This window comes from Listeria sp. PSOL-1 (assembly GCF_902806445.1).
In the GTDB taxonomy this organism is placed as follows: domain Bacteria; phylum Bacillota; class Bacilli; order Lactobacillales; family Listeriaceae; genus Listeria.
The window spans coordinates 1405427-1426535 of record NZ_LR760298.1 but is presented as its reverse complement, the minus strand read 5'-3'; the positions used below and the strand labels follow the sequence as shown (position 1 = coordinate 1426535).

The 21109-nt window shown below is 35.6% G+C and carries 19 protein-coding genes and 1 riboswitch; of the genes, 12 read left to right on the top strand and 7 right to left on the bottom strand.

Features of this window, described 5'->3' with window-relative positions; all coding sequences use genetic code 11:
* Positions 1 to 2: 2 nt before the first annotated feature.
* Positions 3 to 4439, top strand: a complete 4437-nt coding sequence (locus G6Q10_RS06925; protein ID WP_163654561.1) for a 2-hydroxyacyl-CoA dehydratase — start codon at positions 3 to 5, stop codon at positions 4437 to 4439.
* Positions 4440 to 4458: 19 nt separating this feature from the next.
* Positions 4459 to 4809, top strand: coding sequence for a DUF2200 domain-containing protein (locus tag G6Q10_RS06920; RefSeq protein WP_163654559.1), 351 nt, complete (start codon positions 4459 to 4461; stop codon positions 4807 to 4809).
* Between the two features lie 81 nt (positions 4810 to 4890).
* Here G6Q10_RS06920 and G6Q10_RS06915 read toward each other — a convergent pair whose 3' ends face one another.
* The 3 genes from G6Q10_RS06915 to G6Q10_RS06905 all read right to left on the bottom strand — a co-directional run bounded on the left by G6Q10_RS06915 (position 4891) and on the right by G6Q10_RS06905 (position 7357).
* The gene (locus G6Q10_RS06915; protein ID WP_163654557.1) at positions 4891 to 5532 is read right to left on the bottom strand and encodes an NAD(P)-dependent oxidoreductase; all 642 of its coding nucleotides are present in this window, start codon (positions 5530 to 5532) and stop codon (positions 4891 to 4893) included.
* Positions 5533 to 5603: 71 nt separating this feature from the next.
* Positions 5604 to 6530, bottom strand: coding sequence for an EamA family transporter RarD (gene rarD, locus G6Q10_RS06910; RefSeq protein WP_163654555.1), 927 nt, complete (start codon positions 6528 to 6530; stop codon positions 5604 to 5606).
* Between the two features lie 293 nt (positions 6531 to 6823).
* Positions 6824 to 7357: a YceI family protein gene (locus G6Q10_RS06905; protein WP_163654553.1), complete on the bottom strand. Its 534-nt coding sequence runs from the start codon at positions 7355 to 7357 to the stop codon at positions 6824 to 6826.
* A 156-nt stretch (positions 7358 to 7513) separates the two neighbouring features.
* On the opposite strand from G6Q10_RS06905, the gene G6Q10_RS06900 reads away from it, so the two are divergent.
* On the top strand, positions 7514 to 7930 hold the full coding sequence (locus G6Q10_RS06900) for a hypothetical protein (protein WP_163654551.1): 417 nt from the start codon (positions 7514 to 7516) through the stop codon (positions 7928 to 7930).
* A gap of 48 nt (positions 7931 to 7978) precedes the next feature.
* Here G6Q10_RS06900 and G6Q10_RS06895 read toward each other — a convergent pair whose 3' ends face one another.
* Complete coding sequence (locus tag G6Q10_RS06895; RefSeq protein WP_370519544.1) at positions 7979 to 9382, bottom strand: amino acid permease; 1404 nt, start codon at positions 9380 to 9382, stop codon at positions 7979 to 7981.
* A gap of 177 nt (positions 9383 to 9559) precedes the next feature.
* Positions 9560 to 9747: riboswitch (Lysine riboswitch) on the bottom strand.
* A 252-nt stretch (positions 9748 to 9999) separates the two neighbouring features.
* On the opposite strand from G6Q10_RS06895, the gene G6Q10_RS06890 reads away from it, so the two are divergent.
* The 9 genes from G6Q10_RS06890 to G6Q10_RS06850 all read left to right on the top strand — a co-directional run bounded on the left by G6Q10_RS06890 (position 10000) and on the right by G6Q10_RS06850 (position 18510).
* Complete coding sequence (locus tag G6Q10_RS06890) at positions 10000 to 10602, top strand: GTP pyrophosphokinase (protein WP_163655802.1); 603 nt, start codon at positions 10000 to 10002, stop codon at positions 10600 to 10602.
* 74 nt (positions 10603 to 10676) lie between these two features.
* Positions 10677 to 12722, top strand: a complete 2046-nt coding sequence (locus G6Q10_RS06885) for a Na+/H+ antiporter (RefSeq protein ID WP_163654547.1) — start codon at positions 10677 to 10679, stop codon at positions 12720 to 12722.
* Positions 12723 to 12914: 192 nt separating this feature from the next.
* Entirely contained in the window at positions 12915 to 13457 is a 543-nt protein-coding gene (locus G6Q10_RS06880; protein WP_163654544.1) for a helix-turn-helix domain-containing protein, read from the top strand.
* A gap of 15 nt (positions 13458 to 13472) precedes the next feature.
* Positions 13473 to 14567, top strand: coding sequence for an ABC transporter ATP-binding protein (locus G6Q10_RS06875; RefSeq protein ID WP_163654542.1), 1095 nt, complete (start codon positions 13473 to 13475; stop codon positions 14565 to 14567).
* Positions 14567 to 15376 (top strand): ABC transporter permease, encoded by an 810-nt coding sequence (locus tag G6Q10_RS06870; protein ID WP_163654540.1) that lies wholly within the window; start codon positions 14567 to 14569, stop codon positions 15374 to 15376. Before G6Q10_RS06875 ends, G6Q10_RS06870 begins: the two co-directional genes overlap by 1 nt.
* Positions 15373 to 16176, top strand: a complete 804-nt coding sequence (locus G6Q10_RS06865; protein ID WP_163654538.1) for an ABC transporter permease — start codon at positions 15373 to 15375, stop codon at positions 16174 to 16176. Before G6Q10_RS06870 ends, G6Q10_RS06865 begins: the two co-directional genes overlap by 4 nt.
* Positions 16173 to 17246: an ABC transporter substrate-binding protein gene (locus G6Q10_RS06860; RefSeq protein WP_163654536.1), complete on the top strand. Its 1074-nt coding sequence runs from the start codon at positions 16173 to 16175 to the stop codon at positions 17244 to 17246. The genes G6Q10_RS06865 and G6Q10_RS06860 overlap by 4 nt, the downstream gene beginning before the upstream one ends.
* Before the next feature lie 102 nt (positions 17247 to 17348).
* Positions 17349 to 17621, top strand: a complete 273-nt coding sequence (locus tag G6Q10_RS06855) for a DUF3116 family protein (protein WP_163654534.1) — start codon at positions 17349 to 17351, stop codon at positions 17619 to 17621.
* Positions 17622 to 17913: 292 nt separating this feature from the next.
* Positions 17914 to 18510 carry an aggregation-promoting factor gene (locus G6Q10_RS06850; RefSeq protein ID WP_232057797.1) on the top strand — a complete coding sequence of 199 codons (597 nt, stop codon included), beginning with the start codon at positions 17914 to 17916 and terminating at the stop codon, positions 18508 to 18510.
* Between the two features lie 70 nt (positions 18511 to 18580).
* Here the strand turns inward: G6Q10_RS06850 and G6Q10_RS06845 are convergent, their stop codons facing one another.
* From G6Q10_RS06845 to G6Q10_RS06835, 3 genes are all read right to left on the bottom strand, one after another.
* Positions 18581 to 18790, bottom strand: coding sequence for a lmo0673 family protein (locus tag G6Q10_RS06845; protein ID WP_163654532.1), 210 nt, complete (start codon positions 18788 to 18790; stop codon positions 18581 to 18583).
* A 77-nt stretch (positions 18791 to 18867) separates the two neighbouring features.
* Positions 18868 to 20799: an ABC transporter permease gene (locus G6Q10_RS06840; protein WP_163654530.1), complete on the bottom strand. Its 1932-nt coding sequence runs from the start codon at positions 20797 to 20799 to the stop codon at positions 18868 to 18870.
* The gene (locus G6Q10_RS06835; protein ID WP_163654528.1) at positions 20786 to 21043 is read right to left on the bottom strand and encodes a hypothetical protein; all 258 of its coding nucleotides are present in this window, start codon (positions 21041 to 21043) and stop codon (positions 20786 to 20788) included. Before G6Q10_RS06835 ends, G6Q10_RS06840 begins: the two co-directional genes overlap by 14 nt.
* Positions 21044 to 21109: the final 66 nt, after the last annotated feature.

The following is a 21109-nucleotide window of genomic DNA, read 5'->3' as shown; positions in this document are numbered from 1 at the left end:
AAATGATTCATGTAGGATTAGACGTCGGTTCCACTACTGCAAAGGCAGTGGCTTTAAATGATCAAGGGGAAATTGTATTTGAATCATACCGAAGACATTATTCTGATATTAAAAAAATAGTTTTAGAAATTATGCAAGATTTAAACGTCACATGTCAAACAGATGAGATCACACTCAATATTACCGGTTCATCAGGTTTAGCGATTGCTAAATTTTTGAAGGTACCTTTTGTTCAGGAAGTGATTTCATGTACAGAAGCGGTGGAGCAAGTCATTCCAGAAGCAGATGTAGTGATTGAACTTGGCGGCGAGGATGCAAAAATCATTTATCTTAAAGGTGGAATTGAGCAACGGATGAATAATGCCTGTGCTGGTGGGACAGGTGCATTCATTGATCAGATTGCGACGTTGTTACAAACTGATCCAACAGGCTTAAATGAACTTGCTAAAGGAGCTAAAACGATTTATCCTATTGCGTCACGTTGCGGTGTATTTGCTAAAACAGATGTACAGCCGCTTTTAAATGAAGGTGCGCGGAAAGAAGATATTGCTGCTTCTATTTTTCAAAGCGTTGTGACACAAACGATCAGTGGTTTAGCTTGTGGGCGACCAATTCGTGGGAAAGTGGCATTTTTAGGTGGCCCTTTAACATTTTTAGATCAATTGCGTTATCGTTTTACTGAAAATTTAAAATTGGCTGAACTGGATATTATCGCGCCAGATCATGCAGAGTATTTTATTGCGCTTGGGAGCGCTTTTACTGGGCGAGGAAGTATTCCTTTACGAATAGAACAATTAATCACTAAGCTTATAGCCTTAGATTTAACAAAAATGGCAAAAGATACAGATACGTTACCACCACTTTTTACAAAAGCAGAAGAACTTGCTGCATTTAGAGCACGACATCTGAAAATGAAAGCACCGCGAACGGACCTTAAAGTTTACTCAGGTGCCGCTTATTTAGGGATTGATGCAGGCTCAACAACAACAAAGCTCGTTTTAATGGGAGAAAATAATGAAATTCTCTATACACATTATGGAAGTAACTTCGGAAGTCCCTTGCAATCGGTTATCGATGCAACGAGTAAGCTTTATGAAGAACTTCCAGAAAGCTTTCGTATTGTTCAATCAGGTATTACTGGGTACGGCGAATCGCTTATTAAAGCGGCTTTAAAAATTGATGTGGGGGAAATTGAGACGGTTGCACATTACCGAGCGGCGCGTGAATTTTTGCCAGATGTTGATTTTATTCTTGATATTGGTGGTCAAGATATGAAGTGCATGAAAATCAAAAAAGGAGCACTGGATAGCTTGATGCTAAATGAAGCTTGTTCAGCAGGCTGTGGTTCATTTTTAGAAACTTTTGCTAAAACGCTTAATTTGACGATTGACGAATTTGCTGAAAGTGCAATAAACGCTAAGGAACCGGTTGATCTAGGGTCTCGTTGTACTGTATTTATGAACTCTAAAGTCAAGCAAGTTCAAAAAGAAGGCGCAAGTATAGAAGACTTATCTGCTGGTCTTGCTTATTCTGTTGTAAAAAATGCGTTGCAAAAAGTGATCAAACTACGTAATCCAAAAGATATTGGTGAAAAAGTAATTGTTCAAGGAGGCACTTTTTATAATGAAGCCGTTTTACGAGCTTTTGAACAATTGACAGGAAAAGAAGTAGTTCGTCCAGATATTGCTGGAATGATGGGCGCTTATGGGGCCGCTTTAATTGCCCGTGAACATTATGAAACGGGTGAAGTAAGTGAAATGCTTGTTCTTGAAAAGCTACGTGAATTTCACGCTGAAACTTCTGAATCGCGTTGTAATTTATGTAGTAATACTTGCCAACTAACGATTACCCGCTTTGATGATGAGCGAAGTTTTATCAGTGGGAATCGTTGTGAACGCGGCGCAAGAGTGGAAAAAACACGTAACTTACTGCCTAATTTATATGCTTATAAATTAAAACGGATATTTGACTATCGAGCGCTAAAAAAATCAGAAGCAAAACGTGGCGTTATGGGGATTCCGCGTGCACTTAATATTTATGAAAATTACCCGCTTTGGTTTACCATTTTTAATGAGCTAGGTTTTCGTGTTGTTCTTTCCGCTAAATCAAGTAAAAACTTATATGAAAAAGGAATAGAAACGATTGCTTCCGAAGCGGTTTGCTATCCTGCAAAGTTAACGCACGGACATATTAGTGATTTGGTGAAAAAGAAAGTCGATGCCATTTTTTACCCATCGGTTGTTTATGAAAAGCCAGAGTTTGGCGAAGCAACTAATAATTTTAATTGTCCTGTTGTTGCCGGTTATCCTGAAGTGATCCGTGTAAATGTCGATGCTTTAGCCGAAGCAAAAATTCCACTACATCATCCATTTCTAACATTGGATAATGAGAAAGCGTTTATTCGAACGATGCAACAGACTTTTCCAGAAATTCCTGCTGATGAAATGAAGCGGGCTGTAGTAGCTGGACTAAAAGAAGCAGAGGCATGTCGAAAAGATATTCAAAGAGAAGGTGAAAGTGCACTCCATTATCTTGCAAAAAACCATGTCAAAGGCATTGTTTTAGCTGGGCACCCCTACCATATTGATCCAGAAATCAATCATGGCCTCCCAGAGCTTATTACAATGAACGGTATGGCCGTTTTAACAGAAGATGCGATTGCTCATCTAGGTGAAATCAAACATAAATTGCGTGTTGAAAATCAGTGGAAATATCATGCACGCTTGTATCGGGCGGCTAGCTTTGCTGCAAGCAGAGACGATCTAGAATTTGTTCAATTAACATCATTTGGCTGTGGCTTAGATGCGATTACAACGGATATGTGTCAGGAAATTATCGAAGGGCATAATAAAGTTTACACATTGCTTAAAATTGATGAAATCAACAACCTTGGCGCGGCACGTATTCGAATTAGATCGCTAAAAGCAGCCATTAACGAGCGTGAACATCATCAAATTAAGCCAGAAGCTATGTTGCGACCAAAAGAACAGCCACAATTTACAAAAGAAATGCGCCAAAACTATACGATCTTAGCGCCGCAGCTTGCTCCTACACATTTTGCGTTACTTGAAGCAGCAGGAAAAGCGTGTGGTTTAGCGCTAGAGATCTTACCAGCTGTCACACCAAGAGCTGTTGATGAAGGCTTGCGTTATGTAAATAATGATGCTTGTTATCCAGCAATTTTAACAATTGGACAAATGATGGATGCTCTAAAACATGGGGAGTACGATTTGAATAAAACCGCTGTTTTAATGACACAAACTGGCGGTGGATGCCGAGCTACCAATTACATCTCTATGTTGAAAAAAGCATTGAATGAAGCCGATTTAAATCATATTCCTGTTATCTCACTTAATGCAAGTGGTTTAGAAAAACAACCTGGTTTCAAAATGACACCAAAAATATTAACTCGTTTTATGGCTGGACTTGCTATTGGCGATGCGCTAGATAAGATGTTATATCGGACAAGACCGTATGAAGCTGTATCAGGAAGTGCGAATGAACTTTATCAAAAATTACTCACACAAGGGAAAAAATTAATGCGTCATTATTCTTTTGGAGCTTATAAACAATTTGCAAAAGAAATCGTCACTGCTTTTGATACATTGCCTCTTTGTGATGAAAAGAAACCACGTGTTGGCGTTGTTGGTGAGATTCTTGTTAAATTTCATCCAGGTGCTAATCATAAGATTGTCGATGTGATTGAATCTGAAGGAGGAGAAGCTGTTGTTCCTGATTTGATGGATTTCTTGCTTTATTGCTGTTATGATGAGCATTTTGCTGTAAATGCTTTTGGTCGTTCAAAAGTAAAATCATTTGTTAAGCAAAGCATTGCAATCCCTACCATCAATCATTTTCGGAAACCGATTAGTGATGCTTTTAGGAATAGCCAGCGTTTTGAAGCACCAGAAAGTATTGAGGTTCTTGCTGAGAAAGCAAGTCAATTACTTTCACTTGGGAATAAAATGGGTGAGGGCTGGTTCTTAACGGGTGAAATGTTTGAGTTACTAGATCATCATGTGCCAAATATTGCTTGTCTACAGCCATTTGCTTGCTTACCAAATCATATTACAGGGCGTGGCATGATTAAGGGATTAAAAAAGCTATATCCACATGCCAATATTATGTCGATTGATTACGATTCAGGCTCAAGCTCAGTAAATCAATTAAATCGGATAAAATTAATGCTTTCTATTGCGCGAAAACAAATGGAAGGTCAAGAAGACCACATGTTTGCTGAGAAAAAGACACATGAAAGATGCAACTGCATCGCCAATACTGTGAAAAAAGTAAGGTCAAGCAGCCCTGTAGAAAAAATAGAGAATACGGTTAAAAAAGCGTGTGAAAGTGACCCGGTCGGAAATTTAGCTCAAACAGTAAAAACAGCTGCTCAAACTGTACGTACTGAAAAACATTCTTCTGATGGAGAATGTCATTAAGATCGTAGGAGGAAAATGAATGCCAAAGCCTAAAATTTTCACAACAAGCTTTGCAAGTGTTTATCCACTTTATATTAAAAAGGCTGAGCGCAAACAACGGACGAAAGCGGAAGTGGATGAAATTATTTATTGGTTAACAGGGTATGATCAAACCATGCTAGATGAACAAATAATAACGGGTGTTGATTTTGAAACATTCTTTGCAGAAGCTCCGCATTTTAATCCAAATGCAGAATTAATTAAAGGGGTAATTTGTGGCGTGCGTGTTGAAGAAATTGAAAACCCGATAATGCAGAAGATTCGTTATTTAGATAAACTCATTGATGAATTAAGTAAAGGGAAGCCCCTTGCAAAAATATTGAGGGCTTAAATAATGGATGTGACATTTAGAACATAAAAGAGTCTAGGGCATCAAGCGATAATCCGCTTGTGATCTAGACTCTTCCATTTTTTATTTCGCAGCGACTGTAAAACGAGATCCTAAGTTTTGTGGAAGCTCTATTTCATCAAGAACTGCTATTGCGTAATCTTCCATGCTGATATGACTATTTCCGTCAGCATCAAAGAGGAGATGATCCTTGCCTACTTGATAGCTGCCCGTTTTTTCACCTGGTTCAAAAACAGCAGGAGGACTTAGATAAGTCCAGTTTAATGTTGCTCCTGCATTTTTTAAAAGCGTTAATTCTTCTGCTTGTGCTTTTGCGGTAGGATAGTATGGACTTTCTTTTAAACCTTTTGACTCAACTAGGAGATGTCCTTCCTCATCAGTAAACAAGCTTCCAGCGCCGCCGACAACGATTAGTCGTGGTAATGTTCTATCTTCTAAGACAGCGATAAGATGTTTTGTTGCAAAAACATGATTTTCTGCTTGTTCAACGGGTGCGCCAAAAGCATCGACTACGACATCAAGCATTTTAAAATCGCTTAGCTTTAAATGAAATAAATCTTTTTGAATGATATTTACATCTTTATAATCATGAGAAATTTTCCCGGCATTACGAACAAATACAGTCACTTCATGGCCACGGCTTAGTGCTTCAACCAAAATCCTTGATCCTACACGTCCAGTTCCACCAATAATACCAATTTTCATGGTTCATTCCTCCATTGCACAAAAATAGTAAGCTATTTTATTATTCCCGGATTCATTTGAAAAAAACATTTTTAGTTGAGTGATTTGTTAACTTGTTCGAGCCGTTTTATTTTTCTGGCAATCATAATATTGGCGGACATAAAGATAATAATCGCTAACCAAATAAATAAAAAAGCAATGAGTTGAACTTGATCAAATTGCTCTTTATAAAATAGAACACCTAAAATGAACATCAGTGTTGGTCCAATGTATTGCAAAAAACCAACCATTATATAGCTAATTCTTTTGGCAGCTGTAGCAAAGAGCAGCAATGGAATAGCTGTAACTACACCAGCTAAGGCTACGAGAATATCTGTTGAAAAAGCATAGCTCATGAAAAACGTTTTTGCAAAAAAGACCAGATAAATAAGCGCAAATGGAAAAATAATCGCTGTTTCAAGTGTTAACCCAGTAAATACTGAAACCGGTACAAATTTTTTAATCAACCCGTACAGGCTAAACGTAACAGCCATAGCAATGGCCGCAAAGGGAATATGCCCACTATGATAAGTTAAAATAATAACACCCACAATAGCAAATAAAACAGCTGTTAATTCGACGTAAGATAATTTTTCTTTTAAAAAAAGCGTAGCAATAAGCACATTAACAAGTGGATTAATATAATAACCAAGACTTGCTTCTGTAACATGTCCACTGTTTACAGTGAAAATAAAAATAAACCAATTCGCAGTGATTAAAATGGCCGCAAAAGTAATCAATATTGCTGTTTTTGGATGTGTGAAAATCGTTTTAATCTCGCGCCATGTTTCTGCTGTTTTGTTTAAAATGGCAATAAAAAGCACCATAAAGACAAAAGACCAAAGAATTCGATAAGCTAAAATCTCAGAAGCAGGAACTCCTCCGATCAGCTTCCAGTAAATTGGTAAGATACCCCAGATCGTATAAGCAAAAGCACCAGCTAGGAAACCAGTTAATTTTTCGCCATATTTTTGCTCCATTTTTTCACCCTTTTCAATTTCAAATCGTATAATATATCTATTTTAGCTTAAAGAGAAGAGGAAATCTATATAAATTTAGAATAGATAAACAAAATAAATCGGCGACAAGCGTTGAAGTTTGCCCAATTTCCGGTAGACATACACTTTGCTTCCAGTTTCTGGCAAACTTCTTTAATACAAACGCTTTCGCTCGATTTGTCGTGTTTGAAATGTAGAACCTACGCTAATTTTTCAAATCGTATTTTCTTAAAAAATAGAGCTAAATCATGCGATGTTCCAAACTTTGCTCTATTTTATTGTTTACTCGCTTCAATTTGGATATCAAGCTTGACTTCATCGCCAATTAATACGCCACCAGTTTCTAAAGCCGCATTGTAATTTAAGCCAAAATCCTTGCGATTAAATTTACCAGTTATCTCAAAGCCGGCAATCATTTTTCCTGTATTAGGGTCTTTGCCACTGCCTTCATAAGTTAAATGAAACATTATAGTATTTGTAACATCACGGATGGTTAGATCGCCTTTTACGTCATATTCATTATCGCCTTTAGGGATAATTTCTTTTGATTGAAATAGAACATCCGGATATTTTTCGACATCAAAGAAATCTTCACTTTTTAGATGGTTATCCCGTTGAGGCTGTCTTGTGTCAACACTGGCTGCTTTCACTTTGAAATTTGCTTTTGCCTCTTGTAAGTTTTCAAGGTCCATTTCAACGTCTGCTTCAAAGTCATTAAAGGCGCCCTTTACTTTTGAAACCATCATGTGTTTTACTTGAAATTCAATTGAGCTATGTGCTGGATCAATTGTCCATTTGTCATTTGCCATTTTAAGTTCCTCCAATATCATTTTCTCTACCAAATCCATATTTCCTTTTCTAAGGCGAGTTAAACATTTATAAAATGAAAAGAATGGGTAAGGATTTTGTAAATCATATTGTGAAAATAAACAGAATGAGATAAACTTTATTTAAAAGGAGAGGTGATGAAGATGATCATAAGTGATTTAGAGAAGGTGAAATTACTTTTGGCTGAATATCATTCTATTCAACAAACACTAGAGACATTAACGATAGAGAATCAAGCGGGTTTGGGACTTACAAAGAAACAACAGGATATTTTGTATCAAGTCTCAGAGGAGGCCCTTCTGTTTCGTCAGTTGGCACCTCAAGTGAAAGCAGCAATGAAGGTTTTGATTGAGCGAGGGCTATTGTTTATTTTCCCTGATAAAAACGATTTTTATGTTAGGCTCACAAAAAAGGGTCGGGCTTTCGTTGATCAAAAAAGTGAAAATGCCTATACGATTAAAGCATTATTGAAGATCACAACAGAGCTTTCAAAAGAAGAGATGGAGCAAGTGATTGCCTTAAATCAAAAAGTAGCTAGACTATTAAAAATATAAAAATCCCCTCAAAAGTAGGAATAAAAACCAGCTTTTGAGGGAACTTTTTTATTTATGATCAAATTTTGCTTTATCTAAAGGAATGAGTTTCGTTTTTTTCGTGAATTTATACGCTAACCAGAAAGTAAGGAAGATCGGTAGTCCAATATAAGAAACGCCCATCTTTTGCCACCAAGTAGGATTGGCAAATTCTGGATGAAGAAAAGATTGATAATCTTGGCCAATGATAACCAAAATACAAAGGACAAGTGCTAAGATGGGCCCAAATGGGAAAAATTTAGCCCGATATTTTAGTTCATTTAAGTCATGGCCTTGTTTAATAAAAGCACGACGGAAACGATAATGACTAACGGCGATCCCTACCCAAGCGATAAAGCCAGTTAGACCAGAAGCGCTAAGCAACCAAGTATAAATAATACTTCCATTTTCAGATAATGTCGTAATAAAGGTTAAAGCCCCTACGAGCGCTGTAACGATAAGCGCAGCCATTGGAATACCACGTCGATTGATTTTAGCTAAAAAGCGGGGTGCAGAACCTTCTTTTGCCATAGACCAAAGCATTCGTGTAGAAGCATAAAGCCCAGAATTTCCAGCAGAAAGTACGGAAGTTAAAATGACAGCATTCATAACAGAAGCAGCAAAGGCTAAGCCAGCTTTTTCAAATACAAGTGTAAATGGGCTGATTGCTACATCTTCAGCACCACTTCCAAGTAAGTTTGAGCTAGTATAGGGAATAATCAATCCAATAACGAAAATCGCAAAAATATAAAATAATAAAATACGCCAGAAAACTTGTTTAATTGCTTTAGGTACACTTTTTTCGGGTGTTGCACTTTCACCAGCAGCAATTCCAACAAGCTCTGTCCCCTGAAAAGAAAAACCAGCGATTAAGAACGTTCCAAGAATAGCAAAGAAACCACCCTTAAAAGGAGCTTCAGCTAGTGTAAAGTTTTTCATACCGATATATTCTCCACCAAGAATACCAAAAATCGTTAGGATGCCTATGATTAAGAAAATAATAACGGTGACTACTTTGATGATTGAGAACCAATATTCTGATTCTCCATAAGCCCGAACAGATAACGCATTAAGACCAAAGATAAGCACTAAAAAGATAGCGCTCCAAAGCCATCCTGGAGTATGTGGGAACCAAAATTGAATGATTAAAGCAGCCGTTGAAATGTCGACAGCGAGTGTAATTGCCCAGTTAAACCAATAATTCCAGCCAAGTGCAAATCCAAAGGCCGGGTCAACAAAACGACTAGCATACGTACTGAATGAACCAGATACTGGCATATAAGTTGCCATTTCTCCAAGGCTTGTCATTAGGAAAAAGACCATCATGCCGATCGCGATATAAGCAACAATCGCACCCCCAGGGCCAGCAGTATGAATGGCGTTTCCACTTGCAAGAAACAACCCTGTACCGATTGAGCCTCCAATGGCGATCATAGATAAATGGCGTGTTTTTAGATCGCGTCTAATTTCTCCTTGATTTGTTTTTTCCAAAGTTAATCTACCTTCCTTATTAATATAGTTTTAAATAAAATTTGAGGGAGGGTGTTGCGCGACAAAGAAAAAACGCTCTAATCTTAGGAAGAGAGCGGCATAAGTAAATTGACCGCATCCTTGTCAGATAGCACACCTGCTAGTTGCAACAGACAACAGCAGCAGTCCAGCAGCTTTCACCAACTGTCCCAGCAAAATAGACCGCACATCTAGTTCACTTCGGCAAGTTTCCTGTTCATAATAAATCAAGTGGGAGAGTGCGTCCCTTTCTATTATTACTTGTGATTCTTGCAACCTCTACCTCACCAAAATAGGATGAGGATTTTTATTTCATTTTCTTACATATTAAATTAGAATCTCAGAGAAAGCAAGTCTTTTTGAAGAAGTGGCAGTTTTCAATTAATTATCGTTATTTGAAAAGATAAGAAATAATTAAGTTTTACGGATTTCAAAGCCTTTTTTATGAAAGTATAGTAGAATGAATGTAGGTCAAGCAAGAAGGAAAGGAGTTGTCATTTGTGCAACCTTCTGTAGATGAACTAAAGGCGTGGCGTAATGTTATGTTATTACATCGTTTCGCGCTTGAAGAAGTCAATACGAAATTGAAAATATTAAATGAGGAATTCCAATTTATTCACGATTATAATCCAATGGAGCATTTAAAGTCACGTGTAAAATCACTAGAAAGCATTGGTGCAAAGCTAGAAAAAAAAGGACTTGATATCACTCCTGAAAATGCAGTGAAACATGTTCATGATATCGCGGGTATTCGGATTAGCTGCTCATTTCTTTCTGATATTTTTAAAATTAGAGAGATGCTTGAAAATCAAGATGATATCTCTATTTTGCGTGTAAAAGATTATGTAACTAATCCCAAACCTAATGGATATCGAAGTCTTCATTTACTTTGTGAGATTCCTGTATTTTTAACCAATCGATCTGAAAAAATTGTGGTTGAAATTCAAATTCGCACAGTTGCTATGGATTTTTGGGCAAGTTTGGAACATAAAATTTATTATAAATATCAACAAGAAGCTCCACGTCATTTAATAGAAGAATTAAAAGAAGCAGCAGAGATTGTCATGAATTTAGATGATAAAATGAAAAAATTAAATGAAGAAATTGACGAATATAAAAAGCATATTGAAGATAATGAAAATTAGTTAACTTTCTTAAATAGTTTGCAGCCTTCTTGTATTTCAGGCATAATAGAAATACAGGAAAGGAGAAGACTTCTGTGGAAATTTTTCTATATGTTTTATTGTTATTAATTGCGATTTTTACTTCTAACTTAATTAACCGCTTTGTTCCATTTGTTTCGATACCACTTATTCAAATTGGGCTAGGTATCATTATTGCTCTTTTACCACTTGGTTTTACATTAAAATTAAATCCGGAATTATTCCTTGTGATGTTTATTGCGCCACTTTTATTTAATGATGGAAGGCGTACAGATAAAAAAGCACTTTGGCGAATGCGAACGCCGATTTTGTTGATGGCTCTTGGTTTAGTATTTGTAACCGTCATCGTTATCGGTTATTTTGTTAATTGGTTAATTCCAAGTATCCCACTGGCTGCGGCTTTTGCTTTAGCTGCTTCTCTTGCGCCAACAGATGCGGTTGCTGTTGGTTCGCTTTCAGATCGGATTAATTTACCAAAAAGAATGATGAGTTTACTTGAAGGTGAAGGACTGATGAACGATGCTTCAGGTTTAGTCGCTTTCCAATTTGCGATTGCTGCGATGGTAACTGGAACATTTAGTTTGGTTGATGCAAGCCTTAGTTTTGTCGTTATTGCGCTTGGTGGTATTCTTGTTGGGCTTATTTTTAGTTACATAAAGTCTCAATTTTTGAAATGGGTGAGAAGCCTTGGGATGGAAGATATTACATTTCATATGCTCATCCAAATATTAACCCCATTCTTAATTTATTTAGTGGCCGAGGAGCTTCATGTTTCTGGAATTCTTGCTGTTGTTGCAGGGGGGATTATTCATGCAGTGGAAAGGAAGAAACTAGATCCGCAGCAAGTGAAGTTAAGCGTTGTTTCAAAAAGTACATGGTCGGTAATTATTTTTGTACTGAATGGGCTGGTCTTTTTGATATTAGGGACGCAACTTCCTTCGATTATTGAGGTTGTATGGAGGGATTCAGATATAAGCAATACCCAAGTGATCGCTTATATTCTGCTCATTACATTTGCTCTTATTGCGCTTCGTTTTCTCTGGGTTTATGGCTTTTGGCTATTTAATGTCCGGCGAGATCAGAAAAGAAAAGCTAAGCCTAGATTAGCACTAAAATCTGCTACCTTAACAAGCCTTTCTGGTGTTCGCGGAGCAGTTACTTTAGCAACAGCGCTTTCCATTCCATTTATTCTTGATAACGGGAGACCATTTCCCGAAAGAGCATTAATTATTTTTATAGCATCCGGGGTCATTTTATGTTCGCTTTTAATCGCGACGTTTATTTTGCCTGTTTTAGCACGGAAGGATGAAGCGACGACAACCGATGTGCGTGCTGAAAAAGCTGTTCGCGTAAAAATCTGGCGCTCTGTTATTCGAAGTTTGTATGAACAAGTCACACCAGAAAACAAATCAGCAACGGAATATATTATTAAACGTTATCGTCAGCGTATTCATGATATTCAACAAGATGCAACCATGAAAAGAATGAGCCAAACTGAAAAAGCGAAGCGACTAGAAATTATTTCTTGGCAGCAAGAAAATACCGAGAAGTTATATCGAGAACATAAAATCAGTGAAAATCTAGAATATCGCTATCAACATTATTTATTCTTAATGGAATCTGCACTAAAAAAACGCTTTAAGATGAAAGTTAAAACACTTCTTATTTTTATTTCTCGGGTAGGTATGATGTTACTTCATCCTAAAACTTGGAAAGAACGGAAAAAAAAGTTTTCTTCCATACCTAAAAAACAACAAAAGGCAATTCAAGAAATTCAGTTTTTGCGTGAACAAAATGAACGTCTCGTTATTGAACGTTTGCGTAGTGAGCTAAATGAACAAAATGAAGATTTAATCAATCCTTTAATTACTGAGCATCTTATTTTATTAGATCATGCAAAACAAATCCCTGGTAAACCTAAAACGCAAGCAAACTTCGATCAAAAAGTGCGAGAAGTGGAAGTGGCTAGTATGCAGCTTGAGCGTGATGCAATTCAACAGCTATTTGAGGATGGCAAAATTTCACGTGATTTAGCAAAGGATTTACGCCAAAACTTAAATATGATGGAGCTTTACCTGTTTGAAGGTGACATGATGGAGTAAAAAAACAGCGTATAAAGTGATGAAAAAAATCATTTTATACGCTGTTCTTTTTTATAAATAAAAAAAGGGTTGAAGTTATAAAAAGCATGTTGTATAATAAATCTTCCTGAAAGTAAACATAAAGTTTATAAATAATAAACAAGTGTCTTTAGAAGTTTACTATTTCTAAACAAGAAAGAAAGGACGAGCGCAATGGATATTGGCCAGCGCATTAAAAATTTACGGCTTAGTAAAAATTTAACGCAAGAAGAGTTAGGCGAGCGAACGGATTTAACAAAGGGCTATATTTCACAACTTGAGCGTAACTTGAGTTCGCCCTCGATTGAGACATTATTTGATATTCTAGAGGTGCTTGGCATTACGCCAAAAGCTTTTTTTGACGAAGAAGATAATCATCAGAAAGTTATTTATGGCGAACAAGAGCATACTTTTTATGAAGATGAAGAAAAAGGTTATCAAGTAACCTGGCTTGTTCCAGAGTCGAATGAAAAAGAAATGGAGCCCGTTTTTATTGAAATTGCACCAAATAGCTATTTTAAATCATTTGAACCTTCATTAGCTGAGACTTTTGCTTATATTTTGAGCGGTGAAGTAACCATAAAAATTGGTCGAAAAGAGTATGTTGCCAAAGAGAGGGAAGCGGTGTACTTTACAGCTTATGAAGCACATCAATTAATAAATACTAGTGATAAATCTGTAAAAATGATTCTTGTTGCAACAGATTCGTATTTATAGAAGGAGGTTACTTAAATGGCAGAAACAATCATTCGCTTTGAACAAGTGACAAAGCAATTTGATCATGATGAACCAGTATTACGACAAGTGAGTTTTGAAATTGAAAAAGGAAAATTCTATACATTACTTGGACCTTCGGGATGTGGGAAAACAACGATTTTACGTTTAATTGCTGGATTTCTTGAAGCTTCATCTGGGGCAATTTATTTAAATGATAACAAAATTAATCATATCCCAGCCAATAAGCGTCCAGTAAATACTGTATTTCAAGATTATGCTTTATTTCCACATTTAAATGTTTTTGAAAATGTGGCTTTTGGTTTGCGCATCAAAAAATGGAATAAGCAAAAAATTGCTGAAAAAGTGAAAGAAGCCTTGCGCTTTGTTAATTTAAGCGGCTACGAAAAGCGGGAAATTAGCGAGATGTCGGGTGGACAAAGGCAACGTGTGGCTATTGCGCGAGCGATTGTTAATGAACCAGAAGTTATTTTACTTGATGAACCACTATCTGCGCTCGATTTAAAATTACGTACAGAAATGCAATATGAATTACGTGATTTACAAAAGCGTCTTGGTATTACTTTTATTTTTGTTACGCATGACCAGGAAGAAGCACTTGCAATGAGCGATGAAATTTTTGTTTTAAATAAGGGCGAAATTCAGCAAAGTGGCACGCCAATCGATATTTACGATGAACCAATTAATCGCTTTGTAGCAGATTTTATTGGCGAATCAAATATTATTCCTGGAAAAATGATTCAAGATTTTGAAGTTGAATTTACTGATAGATGCTTTCAATGTGTCGATCAAGGATTTAATCCAAATGAAACCGTTGAAGTCATTATTCGGCCAGAGGATTTAGAAATTACAACAGCAGATGCTGGAAAATTACAAGTAAGCGTGGATTGGACACTTTTTCGTGGTGTTCATTATGAAATCGGCTGTATAGATGAAAGTGGTAATGAATGGCTTGTTCATACGACAAGAAAAGTAAAAATAGGTGATCATATTGGACTTTCATTTGATCCAGAAGCGATTCATGTTATGCGTCTTGGTGAAACAGAAGCAGAATTTGATAAGCGTTTGGAAAGTTACGATGAGGCGCTATAATGACTAGACGAGCTCGTTCAATTTATCTTATTCCATATATGCTTTGGATCATTTTATTTGTGATTGCTCCCATTTTGTTGATTATTTATTATTCTTTTTTTGATGTAGATGGGGGTTTTACGTTTAGTAACTATGCGCATTTTTTTACACCCGTTTATTTAAAGATGACGCTTAGTTCATTTTGGTATGCTTTTTTGATTACAATCTTCACACTGATGATTTCGTATCCAACTGCTTATTTACTTACACGGTTGAAACATAAGCAATTGTTGTTACTTCTTATTATTTTACCTACTTGGATTAATTTATTATTAAAAGCGTATGCGTTTATTGGTATTTTTGGAACGCATGGGGCGGCAAATCAGTTTTTATCATTTATCGGTATTGGCGAAAAGCAGATTTTGTTTACTGATTTTAGTTTCTTATTTGTTTCCACGTATATTTTTATTCCATTTATGATTTTACCCATTTTTAATGCACTTGAAGAAATTAACCCTTCATTGATTCAGGCAGCTCGGGATTTAGGTGCTTCGAATTTTACAACATTTAGACGTGTTATTTTTCCATTAACTGCTGATGGTGTGAAAGCTGGATGTCAAGCTGTTTTCATTCCGGCATTATCACTTTTTATGATTACACGCTTAATTGCCGGAAATCGAGTGATCACGCTTGGAACCGCAATTGAAGAGCATTTTCTGGTAACACAAGATTGGGGCATGGGTGCAACGATTGGTGTCTTTCTTATTATTGCGATGGTTTTGATCATGTTTCTAACCGGAACAAAACGGAAGCGAGGTGCTCGTAAATGAAAAAAATAACGGGTCATTTTTATCTTGCTGTTGTTTTTATTTTGCTTTATGCTCCGATTTTTTATTTACTGTTTTATTCGTTTAATTCTGGTGGTACGATGCATGGTTTTAAAGGATTTACACTTGATTATTATCGCGAAGTTTTCCAAGATACGCGCCTTCTGATTATTGTACTGAATACATTTGTGATTGCCCTTCTTTCTTCAGTTATTGCGACGATCATTGGCCTTTTTGGTGCACTTGCGATTAAATTTTTGCCACGTCCGTTTGCGAAAAATTCACTTCTTAGTTTGAACAATGTTTTAATTGTGAGTCCAGATGTAATTATTGGCGCGAGCTTTTTGATCTTTTTTACGATTTTAGGTATAAAATTAGGTTTTATCTCGGTGCTTGTTTCGCATATAGCTTTTAGTATCCCAATTGTTGTGTTGATGATCCTTCCCAAACTACAAGAAATGAGCCCAACATTAATCGATGCAGCTCGTGATTTAGGTGCAAATCAATGGAATGTGCTTTCAAAAGTTATTTTACCCTATATCGCGCCAGGTGTTTTAGCGGGCTTTTTTATGGCACTAACTTATTCATTGGATGATTTTGCGGTTACATTTTTCGTAACAGGTAACGGCTTTTCAACGCTTTCTGTAGAAATTTATTCTAGGGCAAGACAAGGCATTTCACTCTCTATTAATGCGTTATCAACATTGATTTTTCTTTTTACAATTTTACTTGTCATCGGGTATTACTTTATTAATCGTAAAAATGGTAAACGAGCTTTACGTACAGGTGGTGGTAAGAAATGAAAGCTTTGTTGAAAATTTTTATCCCCGTCTTACTTCTTGCGCTCGTTATGATGTTTATTGCAAGTAGTATGAATCGTTCAGAAGGTTATGCTGGAAACAACACATTAACCATCTATAATTGGGGTGATTATATTGATCCAAAACTCATTACGAAATTTGAAAAAGAAACAGGGATTAAAGTCATTTACCAAACGTTTGATTCAAATGAAGCCATGATGACCAAAATTGAACAAGGTGGAACTACATTTGATGTCGCTATCCCAAGTGATTATGCAATTAATAAGATGAAACAAGAAAAACTTTTAATCGCATTAGATCACAAGAAACTTTCGAATGAAAAATATCTTAATCCTCGCTTTATGAATTTATCGTTTGATGAAAAAAATAAGTACTCTATGCCATATTTTTGGGGAACATTGGGTATTATTTATAATAAGAAAATATTTCCAGATAAAAATTTTGATCAGTGGGATTCACTCTGGGATGAAGCATTAAAAAATCAAATGCTATTAATTGATGGTGCACGTGAAGTCATGGGTCTAGGATTAAACAGCTTAGGCTATTCACTAAATGATACAAACAAAGATCATTTGCAACAAGCACTTAAGAAATTGAAGAAAATGACACCTAATGTAAAGGCGATCGTTGGCGATGAAATTAAGCTGTTAATGGCTGACAATGAGGCAGGCGTTGCTGTAACGTTTTCTGGTGAAGCTTCAGAAATGTTGAGTGAGAATAAAGATCTTGATTATGTCGTCCCAAAAGATGGCTCTAATCTCTGGTTTGATAATATGGTTATCCCTAAAACAGCTAAGAATATCAATGGAGCACATCAGTTTATTAATTTTATGCTAAGACCAACAAATGCGGCTGCAAACGCTGAATATGTTGGCTATTCAACGCCAAACAAAGAAGCAATAAAGCTTTTACCAAAAGAAGTATCAAGTGATAAACGATTTTATCCTGATTTAAGTAAGTTACATGGACTTGAGGTTTATGATAATCTGGGAAAAAGAATGCTGGCTTATTATAACGAGCTTTTTCTTGAATTTAAGATGTACCGAAAATAATAGAAGAAACATGCATTTCGTTAAGGTATAAATTTGCTTGCATTTTTTTAGAAAACAGAATAAACTCGGTTCTATCCCAATGAAGGAAGAGTTGAATTTTTTATGCAAGAACCATCTGATAAAATGAAGTATGCTGTATTAAAATATGTGATGGATCCTAATTTTTATTTTATTAATTTTCAAGATGAAATATTTGATGCGGATCATTTAAGCGGAAAAGAAGCGCTAACGAGAAATGAGATCTTATATACAGTATATTGGCTCGAAAGTGAAAGTTATGTGATTAGAAAACGGGTAAATGCACCTGCTAATAAGACTTATTTTATCTCTGAAAAGGGCAGATCATTATATGAAAAACTAAAAAAAATGAGCTAAATAATGAAGAAATTGCTTAAAATAACAAAAAAATCATCGAATTTTAAGTGTAAATATTTCAAGTGCGCGGAAAAAATTAAAAATAGTATGTTCAGGAAGAGATTCGCGCCTTGTTGCGTATTCCAAGTGATTTTTTCACAAATCAATAAAAATCATTTCAGCGAATTTTACTCGAAAATCGATGGTTATGACTTCATATTGAAATAATATGAAATGGTCTAGTAGTTGTTTTGAAATATTGGTATGTTATGATTAGGACTCATTAAAAGTTAAGGAGTTGTTCTTTATTAAGATGAAAAAAAACGTACTAAAAATGGCTGTAGCTACATTTGTCGTAGGGGTAACAACGGTCGTAGGTGGTCATTTGGCAGACGCAAAAACGATTAATGTATCACAAGGAGATACATTATCCAAAATCGCTTACGAAAACAACACCACAGTGAGTAAAATCGCCCAAACCAATGGAATTTCAAATATTAACCTAATTTACGTAGGACAATCATTAGAAGTAGGAGATAACGTGCAAACTACAGCACCAAAACGCGTAGTGAAAGCTGCACCTACTACTACCTCTACTACTAAACAACAAGCGCCAGTTCAGCGCCAAGCAGAAAGCAAACCAGTTGCACAACAAAATGCAACAGTTAAAACAGCAAGCGGTTCTGAACAACAAGCCAAAGAATGGATTGCACAAAGAGAATCTGGTGGTTCTTATTCAGTAGTAAGTGCAAGTGGTACTTATGTTGGGCGTTACCAATTAAGTAAATCATATTTAAATGGCGATTATTCTTCAGCAAATCAAGAACGTGTAGCAGAAAATTATGTGAAGAGCCGTTACGGTTCTTGGAGCAATGCCAAAGCTCACCACCAAAAAACTGGTTGGTACTAAATCGATAATTTATAGTAAAAAAGAGCCTATCTTTTCGGAGATAGGCTCTTTTATATTGTAGCTTAAGGAATTAATGAATAGCATGTCCCATTTGAAAATAAGCGATGAGAGCGGTATTAACAAAATAAGTTAAGTCGTATTTTGTTAATTCGATACATTTTTCTTCAAAAAGTTGTTTCATTTCTTCTGTTGTGATGTGTTGAATGGATAAGCCATTGATTTTAGCATCATCTTCAAGCCGAATGGATTCACCATTCACTGTGTAAATTTCAATATACAAAATACCACAACTCCTTTTTCAAGCAAATGCTTGTTTGAATGATTTAAGCGTAACACTTAAAAAGCAGAGAAGCAAATTTATTTTATTTCTGCTTCAGTTACAATGCGTGTGTAGCGGCTAACTGTTAATAAATAATAACTAATATAAATGAGCGTGTAAATTCCCGTACTTATAATCATTGGCGAAATGAGTGAGTAATTAAATAAGTGGCAAAAAGCAATTAAAATAATTGAACTATGACAAATTCCAAGGAAGAATGGCGTGAAAAAGATAATAAACAGCTGTTTAGCAATACAATATTTCATTTCTTTCTTTGAAATACCCATATGCGTTAAGCGTTTAAAAGTTGCTTCATCTTCATAAGCATGGGTTAGCTGTTTGAAGTAAATGACGCTACCAGTTGAAACAATAAAGACTAAACTGATGAATATCCCAATAAATAAAATAATACCGGTTATATTTTGTACCGCTTGTTGTCTTTCAGGATAACTATTAAAGTACGCGTTTTCAGGTAAGTGCTGTTTAATCTTTGCGCTTAATGAAAAGGCTGTTTTTGGATTTTCTACATTGATTGAAACGATTTGCTGAATTGGCATGTTTTCTCTTGAAGCTTGTTGAGCAAGTGTATCGTTTACAACTAATAGGCCATAAGGAAAAGAATAGGGTTTCTTGTAACTTTGCTTGATGAGTTGAACGGTCGGTTTGTTGGCAAGAGCAAGTGTAAATTGTTTAAAATTATTTTTTTGTGTTCTTCTTGATTTATATGGACTAGGAATAAAAAATGCTTGATTTGTTTTTAAAGAAGCGGGCTTACTATTTGGACTATTTTGCTGATTAATTTTATTAAAGGTGCTTAAAGAGACCGTTTGAAAGGCTTCATAGGCTTGGTATTCTATCGGCAAGTGATTGTTTTTCATTGATTTGATGAGATAAATCTTACTTGTCATCATCGCTTTAACTGGGTGCCCCATGTCAACACTCTTTATAAGTTGTTGTAAATGATTTTGGCTTATTTTGTCTGTGAGTTGGTATTCAAATGTAGATGGCGTTGAAGCTTTGCCTAAGCTATTAGTATTAGAATAAAAACCGCTAATCATTCCAATAAAAACTAAGGAAGCAGCACTTACTAAAGCAACCATTGTCAGCGTTTTAATGGATGAAACAACACGGAACTCTAATTGTGAATAAGTAATTAGGCTAGTTCCTTTATATACGCTTTGTCTAGTGCGCTTTATTCTAAACAATAAAATGAGTGTGTATCGAATAAAAAGGTAACTTCCTAAAGTAATCAGAAAGAGAATGAGACATGCAGTAAGTGGAAACGGCCAATTGATTAACACGGTAAAGCTAAAGGATTTAAGTGCGATAAAATAGCCAGTACAAATCATAGGGACTGCTAAAAGTGCATATAAGACAAAACGCTTTTGATATTTTTTAGGCGTTTTTTTGGGGAAAACTAATTGATGTAAGTTAGCTGTATAAGTAAGCTCAAAGCTCACGAACGATGTAAAAGCAATAATTAAGATGAAAACAATGAATGTGTTAAATAGTGCTTCCCAAGAAAATAGAGTGTGGCTTGTTGCATTTACTTGAATCAATCTAAGTAAGATATTTATGAACAACTTCGAAAAAAGAGTACCGCCTATAATTCCAAAGATCAATGCGAGTAAACCAAGTAAAAAATTTTCATAAAAAAGTATTCTACCAATTTCCCTTTTACTTAGTCCAAGTAGCGAATAAATTCCGATTTCTCTTTTGCGTTTTCTTGTAAAAAAATAAATGGTATAAAAGATAAAAAGCGCAATAAAAATAACCAGGAAAATGGAAGAAAACGAGAAAAAACGTGATGTATTGTCACTATCTGGTAGGTTTTTTATAACAAGCTGATCTGTTGATAATAAAACAAAGAGATAATAAATCATAATACAAAAAGTGACAGAAACAAAATATAAAAAATAATGAGCCAGATCATGTTTAATATTTTTTTTCGCGATGTTAAAAAGCCGCATGGAGCACCGCCTTAAACTGAGTAAAATCTTTTAAAATATGCTGCCAAAAATACGTTTGTGGGTGAAGTGAATTAGGATAAGGTTTATGAATAGCTGGTTTAAAGTAAAGGATACCAGCGGATGAGTTAGTGAAAAAAAAAGTTAAGCGACGTTTTTCTAGCTTAGCTCTACTATTTAATAATTTTGCTGTTTTAGATAACGTTTTCTGCAATAAATAGTCGTTGTGTAAGTACGGCAAAATCATATTGATCCTTCTTTCTAATCTTTGTGTTAATTATATTGTAACTTTTAGCTGCCAATTATGCTACTT